The following is a 17,213-nucleotide window of genomic DNA, read 5'->3' as shown; positions in this document are numbered from 1 at the left end:
AGGAACCTGCAATGACCAAAGACGGATCGGCCTACACCTTGCCGAAACCGACATACTTCGCCGAGTTGACCGAAGTCAGGCGCGGAACACCGATGGGCGAGATGCTTCGCCGCTACTGGCACCCAGTCGGCCTGTCGGAAGACGCCACGGCCGCACCGCGAAAAATCATGGCGCTGGGCGAAGAGCTCATCCTGTTTCGCGACGGTACCGGTCGACCCGGTCTTGTGCACCCACGTTGCGCCCATCGCGGCGCATCGCTCTATTACGGACGGGTCGAGGAAACTGGTATTCGCTGCTGCTATCACGGCTGGCTGTTCGACACCGAAGGCAACTGCCTGGAGCAGCCCTGCGAGCCTGAAATGGGCGCAAAGACGCGCGGCCAAGTCCGCCAGCCGCATTACCCGGTCGAGGAGAAGTACGGCCTGATCTTTGCGTATATGGGCCCTCTCGACCGCAAGCCAGTGCTGCCGAGCTATGACGTGCTGGAGAAGCTCGAAGCCGGCCAGTTTCTCGAAACCGACGACAGCAGCATCGGCAGCGGCGGGCCTGTCATCGTCGATTGCAACTGGCTCCAGCACTATGAAAACGTGCTTGATCCCTTCCACGTGCCGATCCTGCACGGTTCCTTCAGCGGCGACCAGTTCAATTCCAAGATGAGCCTGATGCCGCGCGTGACGTTCCACTACACGCCGCGCGGCGTCTCCAGCCTGCAGCTGCGCGACCTAGAAGCCGGCGAGCACCAGCGCATCACCGAGGCCGTTCTGCCGACCGTGCGCGCGGTGGCAAGTCCCGTCGCAACCGTCGACGGTCCGTGTAGCCTGCTAGGTTGGGTCCTGCCGATGGACGACACGTCGTTTCGCATCTATTCGGTCGGCCGCGTCAGCGAAGCCGGCACGCTGGCCAAGATCCGTTCGAAGTATGCCGGCAAGCTCTGGCACGAATTGTCGGAGCAGGAGCACCAGAAGCTGCCGGGCGACTACGAGGCGCAAGTCGGCCAGGGGCCGATCACCTACCACTCGGAAGAAAACCTGACCTCGACCGACCAGGGCATCGGCATGCTGCGCCGTGTCCTGCGCCAGCAGGTCGACGCGGTCGCCAATGGCAAGGATCCGATTGGCGTCGTCTTCGAACGGGCCAAGGCGCTGGTCGAGCTCGAGGCCGGATCGCGCGTCGTACCCAGGGCGTGATCGAGCTGCCGGCTCGGAGGTTTACCTGCGCGCCGGCAACATCGTGATCAGCTTGATTGCCGTGGCATCAGCGGCGGGTTGACACCGTCGGCGTAACGCCTCTGGATTTCGCTGGCGACCGACCTCACGGTCGAGAGCAACTGGACGTCCGGCTCGGGAACGAGCAGCGAAGAAGACAGGATGACACCCAACGAGGCACAGATCTGGCCGTCGGCCTCGAAGATCGGCGCGGCGATGCCGCCAAGCCCGTTGCCGCGCGTGTCGGTTTCGAAATCGACGCCATAGGCCGACAGGTTCTCCACCACCCGCGGCGGCACCGGCTTCTTGTTTTCGAAATAATAAAACAGCCGGGCTGCCGGCGATCCCGGCAAGCTCAGCACCATGCCAGGCTGCACCATGATACCCGGCTCGAACGGGTTGGGCACCGCGTGCACGACCATCGCGCCGCCCTTGATCGGCGTTGTCAGCAAAGCGGTATGGCCGGTCTGGGCGCAAAGCTCATTGAGATAGGGTCGCGCAATCTCGACGACATTGCTGCGGTAGACTGCGGCTCGGCCGAACTTGAACAGCTTGCGGCCGAAGACGTAGCCTTCGCCCTCGCGGGCATGGTCGACAAGGCCAAGCCGGGTCAACGTCTGCAAATGCCGCGATACCCTCGCTTTGGTCATGTCGAGCGAGCGAGCTAGCTCGGTCACGCGCACCGGACCCGGCGCGTCGGCCAGCGCATCGAGAATCTGGACCGCGACCTCGACGCTTTTTACCGTTGACGAGGATCCTTGCTCGTCGTCATTGTCCTGGTTCGACCGTCTCATGCTGTTCTTCCGCTGCGCTTGGCCTGTTATATGTCACGCATAGCAAGAAGTATTCACGAAATTCGAGACAGTCGTCCCGAAAATTCCCAGCGACAGCGCCGGAAAAAGACAAACCCGGCGACTGGAAGCCGGGTTTGCCAAGATCAGTTCAGCAGATCAGAACGAAGCGTCGAGACGCAGGAAGCCCGAGAACGAGCCGTCTTCCTTAACGGCGGTAAGCGGATTGTCCTTGTAGCTGTCGCCGTCGTTATAGTTGAGGGCCAGCTTGGCGTTCAGGTTCTCGACGATCTTGTAGTCGATAACCGCGCCGATGGCCCAGTCGTTGGCGTTCAGGTCGACGGTCTGGCCGGTGGCGAAGTTGCCAACGTGACGGTCACCGAAGTACTGGCCGCCGGCACCGACCGACAGGCTTGCGTTGACCTGGTACTTCACGTAGCCGCCGATCGACCAGTCGTAGCCCGAGTACGGGCCAAGCAGGCCGAGCCAGGTCGCACCCGACTCATAGGTCGCGATTGCCTGCAGCGTCAGGGCATCGGTTGCCTTGACATTGACGATGCCCTTCAGAGCGAACTCGGAGAAGCGGTCATCATAGGCGGCGTACAGGTTGACCGAACCCCAGCCCTGGGCAATCGACACCTTGCCGGTGACGAGCGGCACGTAGTCGAAGTTGTTGTCTTCCTCTTCCAGGCCGACCGACACGGCGATGCCGTTGCCGGCGTCGAAGGTGTAACGGATCTGGTTGATGAAGTTGCCGCCACCCTTGTCGAACTCGCCGTCGACGCCGCCGTCGAACAGCGTGTCGTTGCGGCCGATCATCAGGCCACCAACCTCGAAGTACGCATAGCGGATCCACATGTCAGTCGTGTCGGTGTACGGCCTCGGCGTGGTCGAGGTGGTACCGAACTCGCCGCCATTGTTCTGCCAATGCAGTTCGATGTAGCGGCGGAACGTGCCGTATTCGGTCTCAGAACGGGCATCGAGCTTGAGGCGGGCCGCCGAGTACTTCTTCCAGCCATTGTCGGAGTCAGCCCAATCGATCTGGTAGCGAACCAGGCCGCCTACCTTGAGGCAGGTCTCGGTGCCGGGGATGTAGTAGAAGCCCGCGCCGTATACGTCGCAGATGCGGACATATTCCATCGGCTCCGGCTCGGCGACGACGACAGCGTCGGCCGCACGGGCGCCAGAGACGGCGAGCAGGGCCGCAGCAGAGCCAAGAAGAACGCTCTTGATATTCATTATCCAACCTCCAGTAGAATTGATTCAAATGACACAGAGTACTTTCTTATATTGAAAGTACATTCAGTGCCGATCTGCCAGAAACATTTTGTGATATGGCGTTTCCGGTGAGTTTGAATATCCACAACTGGATTGATTGATAAACAACCAAATTCAACACTTCGTCAAAAATTCGATGAATCTAAACGACTAGTGATATTAAAACAACAACAATACTGTACAAATGAAACAACAAACACAAACGGCACAAATGGAACGTCATTTATACATAAAGAACGGACACCACTTCGATCCGGCAGGCAGGCGCTCGAAACTTATGACGCTAGTGAATGCTCTTTCGCGGCGGAAACGACGTCGTCGACCAGATCCTGCTTGAGCAATTCGATCGGGGTCCGACCGTTGAGCATCGGCGAGGGGTGTATCATCCAATGCCAGGCCTGCCGCGGATGCGTGATGTGCGCCAGCACTTCGCGAATGCCCGACGCAGGCCTTCCGTCGACGAACTGCGCCAGGGGGAATACGTGACGTTGCCGCCCCTTTCGCAACGCGATGACCTCGTTGCAACGAAACCACCGATGCAGGGTGGAGCGCGGTATGCGCAGATTCTCTTCCAGATAGGTGGCGCCCGCGACCCGGCCTGCCCACTCTTCGATGGTCATGGAGTCGAGATCCCCGCCACGGGGTTGGGCCGGCGACATCGCAAGGACCGAAGGCTGCGCCAGCATTCCGGGATCCCCGCCCTCATTCGCTAGGCACTGGCGGGAGGCCTCGACAGCGAGGGCACGGATAAATTGCGAGGCAAGATCAGGCAGCTCAGCAGAAATGCTGCTCGGTGGCTGCGCCGCTGGGGCTCGGGTCACAGCGCCGGTCGATCTTGGCTGCTGTGCCGGCCACCCAGTACTTTCAGCTTCAACCGTGAACATATTCTTCAATTCACTGAAGAAGAACTCAGTGTATTTGTTAACAAGATTTATTCCATGCGCATGAATGTCTTCAACCATTTCCATTCAATCCTTGCCAATGCATGAGAGCATCAAGCTGGAGATCCGATCGCGGAGCGCTTGTTGATTTCCGCGAAGCTGGCACCGCCAATCGACGAGAAGCCGGCTCAACGCCGGTCAATGCCAATGGTACGAGGCGTCGGGCCTGTTTGTCGGCCACGCGAATGCAAGACAGCTTTCATCGATACCCTCCCCTCGATGCGATCTGCGCCACGATCCGCTCCCCTTGGGGCTCCTCCGCGGTCGGGCTGATCGGCCAGGCACCTTTGTCCAATCGATGCCGTAGCGGATCATGCCTACAATGACTTCTGCACTGTTGGCATAGTCGATCCGGACGATGTCCCTGCCATTCCTTGAGCAGCCGCTAACATTCCCAAAAGGCATGACCGACAAGCCTGTGTGGGACATTGACGGGCAAGTCCCGCGGCATGGCGAGCGCCCCAAAGACATGGTACGCACAACTCCGTCATGAAGAGTGGGAGCGCGCGTGATAAGCTCGGAGCAATTTCTGGCGTCGGTATTCTGGGCGCGGGAACTGCCGGAGGATGAGCGTGAGCGTGCGCGTCGCGGCATCATGCTGCGCATGCTTGAGCCGGGGACCTATTTCATCCATCGCGGCGATCGCATCGACAACTGGATCGGCGTGGTCAGCGGACTGCTGCGGCTGGGTTCGATCACCACCTCGGGCAAGGCCGTGACCTATGCCGGGCTGCCGCCGAGCTGCTGGTTTGGCGAGGGGTCGCTGCTCAAGGGCGAGCCGCGCCAGTATGACGTCCTTGCCCTGCGCCGCACGCAGGTGGCGCTGCTCAACCGCTCAACATTTTTCTGGCTGTTCGAAAACAGCGTCGCCTTCGACCGGCTGCTGGTGCGGCTCATCAATGAGCGGCTTGGGCAATTCATCGCCCAGGTCGAGCATGATCGAACGCTCGATTCGACCGGCAAGGTGGCACGCAGCCTGGCCTCGTTGTTCAACCCGGTAATTAGTCCCTTCGTTGGTTCACACATCGACATCAGCCAGGAGGAGATCGGTCTGCTGGCCGGCGTGTCGCGGCCTGTCGCCAACCGAATCCTGCAGGAACTGGAAAAGGCCGGATTGATCCGCAACGAAAGCGGCGGCGTGACGATCCTGGATCTGGAAAAGCTGCGCGGCTACGGCGAGTAGCGCGTCTTGCACACGAATGCCCGACACCTGAAGTCAATAAATTCAATATGTTATGAGGATTTTTCCAGCGCAGGCATACAAGGCCGGTAGCCAAGACTGAACATTGGCGCCCTGTCTGTCAAGCCAGCCCTTGAAAAAGCCTGCCAAGGTTGCGAGCTTCCATCCAACGACCGGGAACACCCGGCGACCTACGAGGGAACGAACGGGAGGCGTGCCTTTGGCACAAGCGAGCGAGACGCGCGAACGCGATACGTTTGCCAAGCTGTTGTGTGAGCATGCACTGGTGCGGCCGGGCCGCCCGGCGATGCGCCACAAGGACCTCGGCATCTGGCGGACGTGGAACTGGAGCGAGCTGACCGAGACGATCCGCGCCTACGCTGCCGGGTTGCAGCAGCTGGGGCTCGAGCGCGGCGCGACAATCGCCGTCATCGGCGAAAACCGGCCGGCAATGTACTGGACCATTCTCGCCGCACAGTGGCTGGGCGCCATCCCCGTGCCTGTTTACGCCGACGCGGTTGCCGATGAGATGGCCTATGTGCTCGACCATGCCGACGTCGCTTTTGCAGCGGTGCAGGATCAGGAGCAGGTCGATAAGCTGATCTCGGTCCAGGATCGCGTGCCAAAGCTGCGTACTGTGATTTACGACGAGCCGCGCGGACTGCGCGACTACGACCACAGCCGGCTCCACGCGATCAACGATGTCATCGCAAAGGGGCGCGACCGGCTGGCGGCCGATCCTGGGGTTGCCGCCACCATCGATGCCGCCCGGGACAATGGCCAAGCCAGCGACATCTCGATCATCCTCTACACCTCGGGCACGACAGGCCGTTCCAAGGGCGTCCTGCTGACCGCTGGCGGCTCGATCGCCGCCGCGCGCGACACTGTCGCCTTCGACAAGCTGACCGACCGCGACGAAGTGCTCGCCTACCTGCCCCTTGCCTGGGTCGGCGATCACTATCTCAATTATGCCCAATCGCTGGTCGCGGGTTTTTGCATCGCCTGCCCCGAAAGCAGGGAAACGGCGGAAGCGGACACCCAGGAGATCGGCCCGAGCTTCTACTTCGCGCCGCCACGCGTGTTCGAGACGCTGCTGACCCGGATCACCATCCGCATGGAAGATGCCGGCGCACTCAAGCGTGGCATGTTCAACTACTTCATCGGCGTTGCGAAGCGCTGGGGCGAAAAGATCCTCGACGGCAAGAAGGTCCCGATTGGCGCCCGCATTGGCTACGCGATCGGAAATCTGCTGGTCTATGCGCCGCTCAAGAACGTGCTTGGCTTCTCCCGCATTCGCGTCGCCTACACCGCGGGCGAAGCCATAGGGCCGGATCTGTTTTCCTTTTACCGCTCGCTCGGGCTCAACCTGAAACAGCTCTACGGCCAGACCGAAGCCTTCCTCTATGTCACGGCTCAGCCGGACGGGCAGATCCGCGCCGGCACGGTGGGACCGGCGACGCCCAATGTCGACATCCGCATTGCGGACGATGGAGAGGTGCTCTATCGCTCGCCGGGCCAGTTCGCCGGCTACTACAAGGATGCTGAACGGACGGCCGAAACGGTCACGGCGGACGGTTATGTGAAGACTGGCGATGCCGGTTTCTTCGATCCCGACGGCCACCTGACCATCATCGACCGCGCCAAGGACGTCGGCAAGCTGAGCTCGGGCGCGCTGTTCGCGCCAAAATACATCGAAAACAAGCTGAAGTTCTTTCCCAACATCAAGGAGGCCGTGGCCTTCGGGCAGGACCGCGACTTCGCCACCGTCATGCTCAATATCGACCTGACGGCCGTCGGCAACTGGGCGGAACGCAAGAACATCGCCTACGGCTCCTACCAGGAACTGGCGCAGCGTCCCGAGGTCTATGAAATGTTCACCGGGCATGTCGCCGAGGTGAACCGGGCGCTCGCCGCCGAGCCGCGTATGGCTGCGGCGCAGATCAAGCGTTTCCTGATCCTGCACAAGGAACTCGACGCCGATGATGGCGAGATGACGCGCACGCAAAAGGTCCGTCGCAGCTTCATCGCCGAACGCTACAAGCCGTTGATCGACGCGCTCTACAACGGCACTGAAGCCGCCGACATCTCGACAGAGGTGACCTTCGAAGATGGCCGCAAGGGCGTCATCTCGGCGCGCGTGCGCATCGCCGATGCCAAGGTTGCAGCACCTGCGAAGCTTGGAGCCGCCGCATGAACGCCGCATCGGAAACTTTGCTTTCGGTCGATGGCGTGTCCTTGTCGTTCGGCGGGGTCAAGGCCATCACCGACGTCTCATTCGACATCCGCAAGGGTGAGATCCGCGCCATCATCGGTCCCAACGGCGCCGGCAAGACCTCGATGCTGAATGTGGTCAACGGCTTTTACCATCCACAGCACGGCCGCATCACCTACAAGGGCAAGACCCGTCCGCGCATGCGGCCCTACCAGGCCGCGAGCCAAGGCATTGCCCGCACTTTCCAGAACGTCGCGCTGTTTCGCGGCATGACAACGCTCGACAACATCATGGTCGGCCGCACGCTGAAGATGCACCGCGGGCTCTTCTGGCAGATGCTGCGTTACGGGCCGGCGATGCGCGAGGAGATCGAGCACCGGCGCGTGGTCGAAGACATCATCGACTTCCTGCAGATCGAGTCGATCCGCAAGACGCCGGTCGGCAAGCTGCCCTACGGCCTGCAGAAGCGCGTCGAGCTTGGCCGCGCGCTCGCGATGGAGCCGGAACTTCTCCTCCTCGACGAGCCGATGGCCGGCATGAACATCGAAGAAAAGGAGGATATGTGCCGCTACATCCTCGACCTCAACAAGCATTTCGGCACCACCATCGCCCTTATCGAGCACGACATGGGCGTGGTGATGGACCTGTCCGACCGCGTGGTGGTTCTCGAATACGGGCACAAGATCGCCGACGGCACGCCCGAGGTGGTCAAGGCCGACCCCAAGGTCATCGAAGCCTATCTTGGCGTGGGGCATTAGCCATGACGGTGTCTGGTGCAGGAGAGAAATTCCGCATGAACACGAGACGCACAGTCAGCACAACTTGCCGGCAGGCGCGTGCCGCCTGCTGGATCGGCTGAGGGGGAACAGATGCTGTACAACATCTTCATCGACCCCTTCGTGCAGATGGCGCAGATGCCCGACCTGCTGGTCCAGACCCTTTGGGAGGGGCTGGTATCGGGCGTGCTCTACGCGCTGATCGCACTTGGCTTCGTGCTCATCTTCAAGGCGTCGGGCGTGTTCAACTTCGCCCAGGGCATCATGGTGGTGTTTTCGGCACTCACCCTCGTCGGTTTCTACGAGAAATTCTCGGCCTACGGGTTTTCCGGACACACGGCTGCCTTCGTCGCGCTGATATTGACCGCGGGCGTGATGTTCGTGCTGGCCATGCTGATCGAACGCGTCGTGCTGCGGCCGCTGGTCAACCAGCCCGACATCATCCTGTTCATGGCGACGTTCGGCATCACCTATATGCTGATCGGCTTTGGCGAGATGGTGTTTGGCGGCGATCCCAAGCAGATGATCGCCAGCGAACTGTTTCTGCCGAGCGGTTCGGTCGATGTCGAGATGCTCGGCGGCATGGTCAGCTTCCAGAAGATCGACATCGCCGCAGCTGTCATCGCCTCGGTGATGATCGCCGGGCTCGCTTTGTTCTTCCAGAAGACCCGCATTGGCCGGGCTTTGCGTGCAGTGGCCGACAGCCATAAGGCAGCTCTTTCGGTTGGCATTTCGCTCAACCAGATCTGGGTGATCGTGTGGTTCGCCGCAGGCCTGGTCGCGCTGGTGACCGGCATCATGTGGGGCGCCCGCTCCGACGTCTCCTTCGCGCTCGAGATCGTGGCGCTGAAGGCACTGCCGGTGCTGGTGCTCGGCGGCCTCACCTCGGTGCCTGGCGCCATCGTTGGCGGGCTGATCATCGGCATCGGCGAGAAGCTCGGCGAGTTCTACTGGGGCCCGCTGCTCGGCGGCGGCATCGAGAGCTGGTTTGCCTACGCCATTGCCCTGCTGTTCCTGCTGTACCGGCCGCAGGGCCTGTTCGGCGACAAGATAATCGAGCGGATCTGACACCATGTTCTATCGCGAGACGGGCCAGTTCAAGCAAAGCTACGCGGCCGACCAGGCGGTGTTCCCGATCCTGCAGGATAGGATCGGCCTGGCCATTATCCTGCTCGTCGCCTTCGTCGTCGTGCCGTTGTTCGGCAACGAATTTCTGCTCGCGTCGGTGATGGTTCCGTTCCTGATCCTGTCGCTCGGCGCGATCGGGATCAACATCCTGGTCGGCTACACCGGGCTGCTCTCCCTCGGCTCGGCCGCCTTCATGGGTGTCGGCGCCTATTCGGCCTACAAGCTCTCGACGATCTTTCCAGGCGTCAACATCCTGGTCTGGATCCTCTGCTCGGGCTTCTTCGCCGCAGGTGTCGGCGTGCTGTTTGGCCTGCCGTCGCTGCGCATCAAGGGTTTCTACCTCGCTGTCGCAACGCTTGCCGCGCAGTTCTTCCTGCAGTGGTGCTTCGTGCGCATCAGCTGGCTCTACAACGACAATCCGTCGGGAGCCATCGAAGTGCCAGCACGTACGCTGTTCGGCATCGCCATCACCGGCCCCTCTGCCACGCCTGTCACGCGCTACCTGGTGGTGCTCGCCATCGTCGTTGTCATGACGCTGCTTGCCTCGAACATCGTCCATGGCAGGATCGGCCGCACCTGGATGGCGGTGCGCGACATGGACATCGCAGCGCAGTTGATGGGCATCCGCCTGTTGCCGGCAAAGCTTCTGGCCTTCGCGGTTTCGTCCTTCTACTGCGGGGTTTCGGGCGCGCTGATGGTCTTCTTGTGGCTTGGTGCCGCGGAACCGTCGGCCTTCGACATCAAGCTGTCGTTCCTGCTTCTGTTCATGGTCATCATCGGCGGCCTGGGCTCGATGATCGGCAGCTTCTTCGGCGCCGCGCTGATCCACATCCTGCCGATCGTCATCCGCATGTTGCCCGAAGCGCTTGGCCTGCCGATTGCCGCCGCAACAGTGGAGCACCTGACGTATCTGATCGTCGGCGGGCTCATCATCTTTTTCCTGATCGTCGAACCGCACGGCCTCGCGCGGCTCTGGCAGATCGCCAAGCAGAAGCTTCGTGTGTGGCCCTTCCCTTACTAGGGGCTGCCCACAAGACGGAAATGCACAGAAGTAAGGGAGGAGAACGAAATGTCGCTCAAGAACTGGTTGTACGCACTTTCTGCAGCAGCATCGCTGACCTTGCCGGCCGTCCATGATGCGCAGGCCGAGGACTCGATCTACGTGCCGCTGTTCACCTACCGCACCGGCCCGTTTGCCGGCTCCGGCACACCTATCGCCAACGGCATGCATGACTACCTGACGCTTCTCAACGAGCGCGACGGCGGCATCGGCGGCGTCAAGCTGATCGTCGAGGAATGCGAGACCGGCTACGACACCAAGAAGGGCCTCGAATGCTACGAGTCGGTGAAACCCAAGAAGCCGGTGATCGTCAATCCGTGGTCGACCGGCATAACCTTGCCGCTGATCCCCAAGGCGGCCGTGGACAAGATCCCCGTATTGTCGATGGCCTACGGCCTTTCGGCATCGGCCAAGGGCGACACCTTCCCCTGGATCTTCAACCCGCCGGCGACCTACTGGGACGGCTTCACCCAGATCCTGCAATACATCGCCACCCAGGAAGGCGGTGGCGTCGAGAAGCTCAAAGGCAAGAAGATCGGCTACATCTATCTCGACGCCAGCTTCGGCCGCGAGCCGCTGCCGCTGATCGAACAGCTGTCGAAAGAACTCGGCTTTGAAGCCAAGTTGTATCCGGTTGCCGCCGCCGACATGCAGAACCAGTCGTCGCAGTGGCTGAGCGTACGGCGCGACAAGCCTGACTACATGATCCTCTATGGCTGGGGCGCCCTGAACGCCACCGCCGTCAAGGAAGCGGTGAAGACCAACTACCCGATGGAGAAGTTCATCTCGATCTGGTGGCCGAGCGAGGATGACGCCAAGGGTGCCGGCGATGGCGCCAAGGGCTTCAAGACGCTGAACTGGCATGCCGTGGGCGCGGACTTCCCGCTTCTAGCCGACATCCAGAAGCACGTCGTCGATGCCGGCAAGAGCCAGGTATCGGGCAAGGACAAGGTCGGCCAGGTCCTCTACAACCGCGGCATCTACAACTCGATGCTTATTGCCGAGGCGATCCGCAAGGCCCAGGAAATCACCGGCAACAAGGTCGTCACCGGCGAGGACGTCCGCCGCGGACTGGAAGGCCTCAACATCGACGAGGCACGGCTCAAGGAAATCGGCCTCGAAGGCTTCACCAGCGCGGTCAAGCTCTCCTGCGCCGACCACAACGGTCACTTCTCGACCTTCGTCCAGAGCTGGAACGGCACCACCTACGAGAAGGTGTCCGACTATATCGCTCCACTGAGCGACAAGGTCGGTCCGCTGCTCGATGCCGACGCCAAGGCCTATGCTGAAAAGAACGCGCCGTGGCCGGCCCGTTCCGAGGCCTGCGACGCCTCCTGAGGCTGACCCTGAACCCAGTCCCTTCCCCTGATGGGGAAGGGACGATGCCCCGGAGCTTGCTGATGTCTGAACATGCTTCCAAAGCGGTCGAACCGGCCCGGCCGATGCTGACGGTAAACAACATCGAGGTGATCTACGATCACGTCATCCTCGTCCTCAAGGGCGTATCGCTCGCAGTGCCCCAGGGTGGCATCGTCGCTATCCTCGGTGCCAATGGCGCCGGCAAGACGACAACGCTGAAGGCGATCTCGAACCTTCTGCATGCCGAGCGCGGCGAGGTGACCAAAGGCTCGATCGAGTTCAACGGCGACCGCGTCGACCGCCTCAGCCCGAACGAACTGGTGCGGCGCGGCTGCATCCAGGTGATGGAAGGGCGCCACTGCTTCGGCCATCTCAGCATTGAGGAGAACCTGCTCACCGGCGCCTTCACGCGGCGCGACGGCAACCGCGCCATCCGCGCCGACCTCGAGATGATCTACGACTACTTCCCCCGGCTGAGGCAGCGGCGCTCGTCGATGGCCGGCTATACCTCGGGCGGCGAGCAGCAGATGTGCGCCATTGGCCGCGCCATGATGAGCCGGCCCAAGATGATCCTGCTCGACGAGCCATCGATGGGGCTGGCACCGCAGGTCGTCGACGAGATTTTTGAGATCGTGAAGGACCTGAACAGCAAGCAGGGCGTGTCATTCCTGGTGGCCGAGCAGAACACCAACATGGCGCTGAAATACGCCACCTACGGCTACATCATGGAGACCGGCCGCATCGTCATGGATGGCGATGCTGCGTCCCTGCGCGACAACGAGGACGTCAAGGAATTCTACCTCGGCATCGGTGGCGAGGGCCGCAAGTCGTTCCGCGAGGTCAAGAGCTACAAGCGGCGCAAGCGCTGGCTGGCGTGAAGTGCGTCATTCGCAGGCATGCCGGGCGCGGTCACACCCGCCGAGCACGTGAGCCTCATTGTCAAGAATCTAGGTGAACCATGGTGACGAACGCACATTACGATGCCGGAGAAATCCAGGATCCGGCCTCCCGCGAGACGGCACTTTTTGCCAGGCTGCGTTCGCTCCTCAATGAGGCGCAGGCCGGTGCCGCAGCACTGCGGCAACAGCTCGAGGGCGTTGCCACAGATACCCTCGTAGACCGCGCTGCGCTGCAGCGGGTCCCGGTCATCCGCAAGGGTGATCTCTTGGCACTCCAGGCCAAGAATCCGCCCTTCGCCGGCCTGTCGCCCGTCAAGCCTGGCACGCTGAAGCGCCTGCTCGTCTCACCTGGGCCGATCTTCGATCCCGAAGGCCGCGGCGACGACTGGTGGGGTTCCGCGCGTGCCCTGTTCGCATCCGGCATGCGCAAGGAAGACATCGTCCATAACGCCTTCAGCTATCATCTGACGCCGGGCGGGCACATGATGGAGTCGGGGGCACATGCGCTTGGCTGTGCGGTCATCCCGGCCGGCGTCGGCAATACCGACCAGCAGGTCGAGGCGATCGGGGTGCTCAAGCCGACCGGATACATCGGCACGCCGGACTTCCTGAAGATATTGATCGACCGCATGGCCGCCACTGGCACCGCCAGCCCCTTCCGCCACGCCGTGGTTTCTGGTGCCGCGTTCCCGGCCTCGCTGCAGCAGGAGATCGCCGGCGCCGGCATCGATGCCTATCAGGCTTATGCCAGCGCCGAACTTGGTGTCGCCGCCTATGAGACTTCGGCGCGCTCGGGTCTTGTGGTCAACGAGGGGCTGATCGTCGAGATCGTGCGCCCGGGCACCGACGAGGCCGCTGCCGATGGCGAGGTTGGCGAAGTTGTCGTTACCCGCCTCACCGCCGACTATCCACTGCTACGTTTCGGCACCGGCGATCTGTCGCGTGTGCTGCCCGGCCCCAGCGCCTGCGGCCGCACCAACATGCGGCTCGCCGGTTGGATGGGCCGCGCCGACCAGCGCACCAAGGTCAAGGGCATGTTCGTTGACCCGGCCCAGATCGCCGCGATCGGTCGAAAATTTCCTATGCTGGGCCGCCTCCGCCTCGTCGTCAGCCGCGAGGCCGAGCAGGATGTGATGTTGCTCAAGGCCGAGGCCGCGACGTCGGGAGATGGACTGCAGGCGGAGCTCGAGGCCGCACTCCAGGCCGCGACCAGAATGCGAGGAACTGTCGAGATCGTTGCTCCCGGCAGCCTACCCAATGACGGGAAGGTCATCGCCGACGAGCGGCTGGTCGCATAACTCGACAAACAGCCATCGGGAGAGCTTAGCTCAACAGTGGCAGTCTCTCAGCCTGAGGACGACGCATCCTGGCGGCCGGTCGGCAATGCAGGCGGCATCGGTGCTGACGAAGTCGCGAGCGCGCTGTTCGAAAGTTACCTGTCGGACACGCCCCTCGGCACTTGGTGAGATTGCTTCGACCTCGAAGGCCACCCATGTCGCGGGCGATTCCCGGCAGCTCGCTGTACCACCTCTGGACAGCCGTCGCAGAGTGTACTTATCGCGCCGACTCGGTGCCGAGCCCTTACTGTCCTGTTCAGACGTGACAACGTCCTGGCAGCCGGTGTCACGACGGGGGGCGTTCTCAGAGTGGTGACCTCATGCGAGCAGCCATTTCATGCGGGCAGCCGTCCGCGACACGCCCTCGGCGATGTTAGCGCGCGGGATGGATGAATAGCCCATGCGGAAGAACCGGCACGGACCGTCCGCATCAGGAAAGAAGGGCGAGCCGGATTCGATCAGCACCCCATCCTGCCTGAGTTCGTTCATCAAGAGATCGGCGTCCAACCCCTCGGGTCCCGCGACCCAGAACGAGGTGCCGCCAAAGGCTGATGAACCAGCGATAATGAAGCCTTCGTGCTGCAATGCCTCGGCCATGACGATGTGGCGCTTGTGATACTCGCTGCGCATGCGATGCAGCACCGCATCGTGATGGCCGAGCGCCAGGAAGTAGGCTGCCGTGCGCTGCAGATGGCCGGGCGGGTGGCGCAGCATCAGTGCCCGCAACGCCCGTGCCTCGCGGATGACGGGCGCCGGTGCCACGAGATAGCCCAACCGCAGGCCGGGAAACAGGGACTTGGAAAAGCTGCCTATGTAAAACACCCGACCGGTGCGGTCGAATGACTTGAGCGCCGGCGACGGCGGCGCCAGGAAGCTCATCTCGAACTCGTAGTCGTCCTCGACTATGATGAAGTCCTCGGCGGCGGCGGCGGCCAGGAGTGCGGCACGGCGTTCGACGGGCATGGTGGCACCGGTCGGCGAATGGTGGCTGGGCGTGACGAAAACCGCGTCGACTTTACCTGGCAGCGCCGCCGGTGGCAGACCTTCCTTGTCGACGTCGATGGCCGTGACATCGGCACCACTCAGCTTCAGCGACGCGCTCATGTCAGGGTGGCAGGGGTTTTCGCACACCGCATGCGCACCCTGCCGCAGCAGCAGCTGGGTGACGATCCAGAGCGCGTTCTGCGCCCCCACTGTCACCAGGATCTCGTCCGGCGTCGCACGGATGCCGCGGCTGGGCAGCGTCCTGGAGCAGATGTAGTTGACCAGTTGCACATCGTCTGCGGCGGCAAAATCGCCGGCCATGAGCTCAAAATCCTCGCGCGCCAGCGCGCGCCGGGCACAGTCGCGCCAGGCCCCAAGATCGAACAGCGACGGGTCCATCTGGCCATAGAGGAACGGATAGGGATAGCGCCGCCAGTCGAGCGGTTTGCGCATCTGTTTGGCGACGATGAAGCTCTTGCACAGCTTCGACGACCAATCGATCTCGTCGGCGCCGGTATCGGATGTCGCCGCTTCAAGCCCGCTTGTCGGCGGATTGCCGGCAACACGATACGAGCTTCGGCTGGCCGTTTCGACATAACCCTGTGACGCCAATTCTTGATAGGCAAGCGTCACGGTGATGCGCGAAATGTTCAGATATTCCGCAAGCTTGCGTGTCGAGGGCAGTTGAGCACCCGGCTGCAACCGACCAGACAACACGGCGGAGACGACCGTTTCGCGGATCTGCGCCTGCAGACCGATGCGACTCGTCCGGTCAAGGAAGAAGATCGTTTCCGAGACGGTCGCCTGAGCCATGGTCTCCCCACTCGCGTTAAATCTGGATTCATTCAACTTCCAATCTGGATATAAGGCAATCGGCGTGTCTCATTTAACCCTGTTAGTCAGAACCAAGACCGGCATCAAAGCCGGCAAGTTCCCGGAACAACCGGTGGCTAACAAAACAAGAGGGTAACGATGATACACTTTAAGCATTTCAAACATTTGGCCAGTGCCGCAACCGTCGCGGCCGGCGTCTTCACTTCCTGTCTCGCCTACGCCGAAACGACAGTCGTGGTCGGCTACCAGCAGATTGTAGGTCCGTTCGTCACAGCGATCGCCGACGGCCGCTTCGACGCAGCCGCCAAGGAGGCCGGCTACACCATCGACTGGCGCCAGTTCAGCTCTGGCGGTGACATCTCCACCGCCCTCGCCTCAGGCAACGTGCCGATTGGCGTCATCGGCTCGACTGGCACCACCGCCGCCGCCACCCGCGGCGTCGAACTTGAACTGTTCTGGATCCTCGACAATATCGGCAAGTCGGAAGCGCTCGTCGTACGCAACGGCTCGGGCATCGAAAAGCCGGAAGACCTCAAGGGCAAGAATGTCGGCGTTCCGTTTGTCTCGACATCGCACTTCCACCTTCTCGTCGGTCTTGAGCAGGTGTGGAAGGTCGATCCGCGCGAGGTCAACATCCTCAACATGAAGCCACCGCAGATCATCGCAGCCTGGCAGCGCGGCGACATCGACGCCGCCTATGTTTGGCCGCCGGCACTCACCGAACTGCTCAAGAACGGCAAGACAATCGCTGACTCCGAAGTCATCGGTGCCGCGTCGGTGCCGACCTTCGATGGGCTTGTGGCCGACAAGAAATGGGCAACGGAGAACCCGAAGTTCATGGCGGCCTTTACCAAGGTACTGGCCGACTCCTATGCCGACTACAACAAGAACAAGGCTGCCTGGACGGCGGACTCGCCGCAGGTGCAGGGTATCGTCAAGCTGATCGGCGGCGACGGCGCTGGTGCTGTCGAAGCGCTCAACCTGCTGTCTTTCCCCAACGCCGAGGAACAGGCCTCGGACACCTGGCTGGGCGGCGGCGCCATCAAGGCGCTGAACGAAAGCGCCAAGTTCCTCGTCGCACAGAAGCAGATCGACAAAGCGCTCGACGACTACGCGCCGTTCGTCAACAGTAGCTACGCCAAGGACGCGTCCAAGTAACACCGGGCGAGCCGCCGGACGCTTCGCTGCGCCGGCGGCACCCTCCTCCACCCTCGATTGCATTTTCTTCG

The 17,213-nt window shown here is 61.9% G+C and carries 14 protein-coding genes; 10 read left to right on the top strand and 4 right to left on the bottom strand.

Going from position 1 to position 17,213, the window contains the following annotated elements:
* The first annotated feature begins 11 nt into the window (after positions 1-11).
* The gene (locus tag J1C56_RS14945; protein ID WP_214390746.1) at positions 12-1,187 is read left to right on the top strand and encodes an aromatic ring-hydroxylating dioxygenase subunit alpha; all 1,176 of its coding nucleotides are present in this window, start codon (positions 12-14) and stop codon (positions 1,185-1,187) included.
* A gap of 47 nt (positions 1,188-1,234) precedes the next feature.
* Here the strand turns inward: J1C56_RS14945 and J1C56_RS14940 are convergent, their stop codons facing one another.
* From J1C56_RS14940 to J1C56_RS14930, 3 genes are all read right to left on the bottom strand, one after another.
* Positions 1,235-1,999, bottom strand: coding sequence for an IclR family transcriptional regulator (locus tag J1C56_RS14940; protein ID WP_214390744.1), 765 nt, complete (start codon positions 1,997-1,999; stop codon positions 1,235-1,237).
* Positions 2,000-2,155: 156 nt separating this feature from the next.
* Positions 2,156-3,235 (bottom strand): porin, encoded by a 1,080-nt coding sequence (locus J1C56_RS14935; RefSeq protein WP_214390741.1) that lies wholly within the window; start codon positions 3,233-3,235, stop codon positions 2,156-2,158.
* Between the two features lie 314 nt (positions 3,236-3,549).
* On the bottom strand, positions 3,550-4,242 hold the full coding sequence (locus J1C56_RS14930) for an antitoxin Xre/MbcA/ParS-like domain-containing protein (protein WP_214390739.1): 693 nt from the start codon (positions 4,240-4,242) through the stop codon (positions 3,550-3,552).
* A gap of 481 nt (positions 4,243-4,723) precedes the next feature.
* Between J1C56_RS14930 and J1C56_RS14925 the strand changes: the two genes are divergently transcribed.
* The 8 genes from J1C56_RS14925 (at position 4,724) to J1C56_RS14890 (ending at position 14,127) form a co-directional block, all read left to right on the top strand.
* Positions 4,724-5,398: a Crp/Fnr family transcriptional regulator gene (locus J1C56_RS14925; protein WP_280222453.1), complete on the top strand. Its 675-nt coding sequence runs from the start codon at positions 4,724-4,726 to the stop codon at positions 5,396-5,398.
* A 211-nt stretch (positions 5,399-5,609) separates the two neighbouring features.
* Positions 5,610-7,589 carry an AMP-dependent synthetase/ligase gene (locus tag J1C56_RS14920; RefSeq protein WP_420797394.1) on the top strand — a complete coding sequence of 660 codons (1,980 nt, stop codon included), beginning with the start codon at positions 5,610-5,612 and terminating at the stop codon, positions 7,587-7,589.
* Positions 7,586-8,365, top strand: a complete 780-nt coding sequence (locus tag J1C56_RS14915; protein ID WP_214390737.1) for an ABC transporter ATP-binding protein — start codon at positions 7,586-7,588, stop codon at positions 8,363-8,365. Before J1C56_RS14920 ends, J1C56_RS14915 begins: the two co-directional genes overlap by 4 nt.
* A gap of 111 nt (positions 8,366-8,476) precedes the next feature.
* Complete coding sequence (locus tag J1C56_RS14910; protein ID WP_214390735.1) at positions 8,477-9,451, top strand: branched-chain amino acid ABC transporter permease; 975 nt, start codon at positions 8,477-8,479, stop codon at positions 9,449-9,451.
* Between the two features lie 4 nt (positions 9,452-9,455).
* Positions 9,456-10,532, top strand: coding sequence for a branched-chain amino acid ABC transporter permease (locus tag J1C56_RS14905; RefSeq protein ID WP_214390733.1), 1,077 nt, complete (start codon positions 9,456-9,458; stop codon positions 10,530-10,532).
* Positions 10,533-10,580: 48 nt separating this feature from the next.
* Complete coding sequence (locus tag J1C56_RS14900; RefSeq protein WP_214390731.1) at positions 10,581-11,909, top strand: ABC transporter substrate-binding protein; 1,329 nt, start codon at positions 10,581-10,583, stop codon at positions 11,907-11,909.
* Positions 11,910-11,971: 62 nt separating this feature from the next.
* Positions 11,972-12,808: an ABC transporter ATP-binding protein gene (locus J1C56_RS14895; protein WP_214390729.1), complete on the top strand. Its 837-nt coding sequence runs from the start codon at positions 11,972-11,974 to the stop codon at positions 12,806-12,808.
* A gap of 83 nt (positions 12,809-12,891) precedes the next feature.
* Positions 12,892-14,127 (top strand): phenylacetate--CoA ligase family protein, encoded by a 1,236-nt coding sequence (locus tag J1C56_RS14890; protein WP_338001444.1) that lies wholly within the window; start codon positions 12,892-12,894, stop codon positions 14,125-14,127.
* Between the two features lie 357 nt (positions 14,128-14,484).
* Here J1C56_RS14890 and pdxR read toward each other — a convergent pair whose 3' ends face one another.
* A complete protein-coding gene (pdxR, locus tag J1C56_RS14885; RefSeq protein WP_214390725.1) occupies positions 14,485-15,963 on the bottom strand; it encodes a MocR-like pyridoxine biosynthesis transcription factor PdxR in 1,479 nt (492 codons plus the stop codon).
* 159 nt (positions 15,964-16,122) lie between these two features.
* Between pdxR and tauA the strand changes: the two genes are divergently transcribed.
* Positions 16,123-17,142, top strand: a complete 1,020-nt coding sequence (tauA, locus tag J1C56_RS14880; RefSeq protein WP_214390723.1) for a taurine ABC transporter substrate-binding protein — start codon at positions 16,123-16,125, stop codon at positions 17,140-17,142.
* Positions 17,143-17,213 lie beyond the last annotated feature (71 nt).

This window comes from Aminobacter anthyllidis (assembly GCF_018555685.1).
In the GTDB taxonomy this organism is placed as follows: domain Bacteria; phylum Pseudomonadota; class Alphaproteobacteria; order Rhizobiales; family Rhizobiaceae; genus Aminobacter; species Aminobacter anthyllidis.
Note: the sequence above shows the minus strand (reverse complement) of the source record. Positions and strands in the feature narration are given on the sequence as shown.